The sequence below is a fragment of the Streptomyces vulcanius genome (genome assembly GCF_042653945.1).
Taxonomy (GTDB): Bacteria; Actinomycetota; Actinomycetes; order Streptomycetales; family Streptomycetaceae; genus Streptomyces; species Streptomyces mangrovi.
This window is the reverse complement of sequence record NZ_JBHSFK010000102.1, coordinates 1-3,580: the sequence shown is the minus strand read 5'-3', so window position 1 is coordinate 3,580 and position 3,580 is coordinate 1. Positions and strand designations below refer to the sequence as shown.

At 75.1% G+C, this 3,580-nt stretch carries 1 protein-coding gene; it reads left to right on the top strand.

Features of this window, described 5'->3' with window-relative positions; all coding sequences use genetic code 11:
• Nucleotides 1–3,580 (top strand): SDR family NAD(P)-dependent oxidoreductase (locus ACFPIH_RS56090; RefSeq protein ID WP_385879434.1); only part of this gene is annotated, 3,580 nt, incomplete at both ends.

Genomic DNA, 3,580 nt, shown 5'->3' with positions numbered 1-3,580 from the left:
GTCGTCCGCGCCCCCGCCCGCCTGGACCACCAGCCTCCCCACCTACCCCTTCCAACACCAGCACTACTGGCCGACACCCGCCCCCCAGCAGACCGCAGCGGCGGATCCGCACGAGGTGCTGTTCTGGAAGGCGGTCGAGGAGGAGGACCTGTCCGTCCTCTCCACGACCCTGGACGTGGTCGAGGACCGGGACCGGGATGCCGTCGCCTCCGCGCTGCCCGCGCTGGCGGGCTGGCGGCGGCGCAGCCGGCAGCGGGCGGCCGCGGACGCGTGGCGGTACCGGGTCGTCTGGCGACGGCTGGGGCTCGTCGACCCGGGCCGGTCGGCCGGGAGTTGGCTCGTCGTCGTACCGGAGGGCTTCGCCGGTGACAGCAGGGTGACCGGGACGCTGGACGCGCTGCGGGCGCACGGCGCCGAGTGCGTCGTACGGGAGATCGCGGAGGCCGAGCGGGGTGTCCTGGCCGAGCGGCTGGCGTCGGAGGGCGTGGCTCGGGCCGGGTACGGGGCAGTGCTGTCGTTCCTCTCGCTGGACGAGCGGCCGCAGGCCGCCTTCCCGGCGGTTCCGGTCGGTCTCGCGCTGCTCGCGGCGCTCGTGCCGGCGTTGGCCGACGCCGGGATGACCGCTCCGCTGTGGGCGGTGACGACGGGCGGCGTAGATGGTCCCGACGGGCCGGAGGTCTCCTCCGCGCAGGCGCTCACCTGGGGCTTCGGGCTGGTGGCCGCGCTGGAGCAGCCCCGGCTGTGGGGCGGTCTGGTGGACCTGCCCGCGGCGCCGGACGAGCGGGTGCTGCGGCATCTGGTCGGGGTGCTGCGCGGCCAGGGCGACGAGGACCAGCTCGCGGTGCGCGCCTCCGGGGTGTTCGCCCGGCGGCTGGTGCGGGCGCCGCTGGGCGGGAACGGCGGGAGCCCGGACCGGCGGCCGTGGACCCCGCGCGGCACCGTCCTGATCACCGGCGGCACGGGGGGCGTCGGGGGACAGATCGCGCGTCGGCTGGCGGCCGCGGGTGCGGAGCATCTGCTCCTGGCCGGCCGCCGGGGAGCCGCCGCGCAGGGCACGGCGGAGCTGGTCGGCGAACTCGAACGCCTCGGCGCCTCGGTGACCGTCGCGGCCTGTGACGTGGCCGACCCGGAGGCGCTGGCCGCTCTGGTGGCCGCCGTACCGCAGGACCGGCCGCTGACCGCCGTGGTGCACGCCGCGGGGCTGGGGCAGCAGAGTCTCATCGCCGAGACGACCCCGGAGGAGTTCGCGCGCGTCCTGGAGGGGAAGGTCGTCGGGGCCCGGAATCTGGACACGGTGCTCGGCGACCGTCCGCTCGACGCGTTCGTCCTCGTCTCGTCGAACGCGGGCGTGTGGGGCGGCGGTGGGCAGGGCGCGTACGCCGCCGCCAACGCCTACCTCGACGCGCTGGCCCGTGACCGGCGCCGACGCGGGCTGACGGCGACCTCGGTGGCCTGGGGTTCCTGGGCCGGGGCGGGTCTCGGCGCGGTCGACGGGGCGGCGGAGCGGCTGGCGCGGCTCGGCGTCACCGCGATGGACCCGGAGACCGCGGTCCGTGCGCTTTTCGCGGCTGTCGAGCGGGACGAGACGACGGTGTCGGTCGCGGACGTCGACTGGACGCGGTTCGCGCCCGGCTTCACCGCCGCGCGCCCCAGCCCGCTGCTGAGCGAACTGCCCGAGGTGCGGGCCGCGTTGCGCGAGCCCGAGACCGGCGGCCCCGTGTCGGGCCTGGCCGAGCTGCCCGAGGGCGACCGCGAGGCCGCCCTGCTGAAGGGGGTACGCGCCCACGCGGCAGCCGTGCTCGGACACCCGGACCCCTCGGCGGTGGACCCGGACGCGCCCTTCACGGGTCAGGGCTTCGACTCGATGACGGCCGTGCAGCTGCGCAACACGCTGGTCAAGGCGTTCGGTGTACGGCTGCCGACCACGCTCCTCTTCGACCATCCGACTCCGCGGGCGGTGGCCGCGTTCATGGTCGGCGAGCTGACCGGCGCCCCGGCGCCGGGCGACGACGTCCCGGCGGCCACGGCGCCGGTGGGCGACGACGACCCGATCGCGATCGTCGGCATGGCCGTACGGCTGCCCGGCGGAATCGGCTCCCCCGAGGACCTGTGGCAGCTGCTCGACTCCGGCGGCGAGGCGCTGTCCGACTTCCCGACCGACCGGGGCTGGGACATCGACGCGATCTACGATCCCGAGCCGGGTCTGCCGGGCAAGACCTACACCCGGACCGGCGGATTCCTCGACGGCGCCGCCGACTTCGATCCCGCGTTCTTCCGGATCTCCCCGCGCGAGGCGCTGGGCATGGACCCGCAGCACCGGGTGTTCCTGGAGACCTCCTGGGAGGTCTTCGAACGGGCGGGCATCGATGTGACCACCCTGCGCTCCACCCGGACCGGGGTGTTCGCCGGCGGATTCCACACCGGGTACACGATCGGCGCGGACCTGATCGGCGAGGGCGTCGACGGCTACACCTCGCACAACAACCTCCCGAGTGTGCTGTCCGGCCGGGTCGCCTTCACCTACGGCTTCGAGGGCCCGGCGGTCACCGTCGACACGGCGTGCTCCTCCTCGCTGGTCGCGCTGCACCTGGCCGCGCAGTCGCTGCGCTCCGGCGAGAGCGACCTGGCCGTCGCCGGGGGTGTGGCCGTGATGGCCCGGCCGTCGACGTTCGTGGAGTTCTCCCGGCAGCGCGGACTGGCGGCCGACGGCCGCAACAAGGCCTTCGCTGCGGCGGCGGACGGCACGGGCTGGTCGGAGGGCGTCGCGGTGGTGCTGGTCGAGCGGCTGTCGGACGCCCGCCGCAACGGCCACACCGTCCTCGCCACCGTGCGCGGCACGGCCGTCAACCAGGACGGCGCCTCCAACGGACTGACCGCCCCCAACGGCCCCTCCCAGCAGCGCGTCATCCGCCAGGCCCTCGCCAACGCCGGGCTCGACGCGCGGGACGTGGACCTCGTCGAGGCCCATGGGACCGGCACCGTGCTGGGCGACCCGATCGAGGCGCAGGCGCTCATCAACACCTACGGGCAGGATCGGGACGCCGACAGGCCGCTCTGGCTGGGCTCGCTCAAGTCCAACATCGGCCACACGCAGGCCGCCGCCGGGATGGCAGGGGTGATCAAAACCGTCCTCGCCCTGAGGCACCGCACCATGCCCCGGACCCTGCACGTCGACGCGCCCACCCCGCACGTCGACTGGTCCGCCGGCACTGTCCGCCTCCTCACCGAGCCACGCCCCTGGGACACCGAGGACCGCCCGCGCCGGGCGGGAGTCTCGGCGTTCGGGGTGAGCGGGACGAACGCGCACGTGATCCTCGAAGAAGCACCCTACGACCAGGACGCGCCGGTCAGTCAGGAGGAACCGCCGCCGGCCGTCGTGCCCTGGGTGCTGTCCGCCAAGACCCCGGCAGCCCTGGCCGACATGGCCCGACGGCTGCTCGACCACGCACACAACCACCCCGACCTCACCCCCGCACAGATCGGCAGCTCCCTCCTGCGACGAGCCCGCCTCGAACACCGCGCCGTCATCGTCGGCACCGACCGGGAAGAACTCCTGCGCGGCCTCAACGCCCTCGCCGAC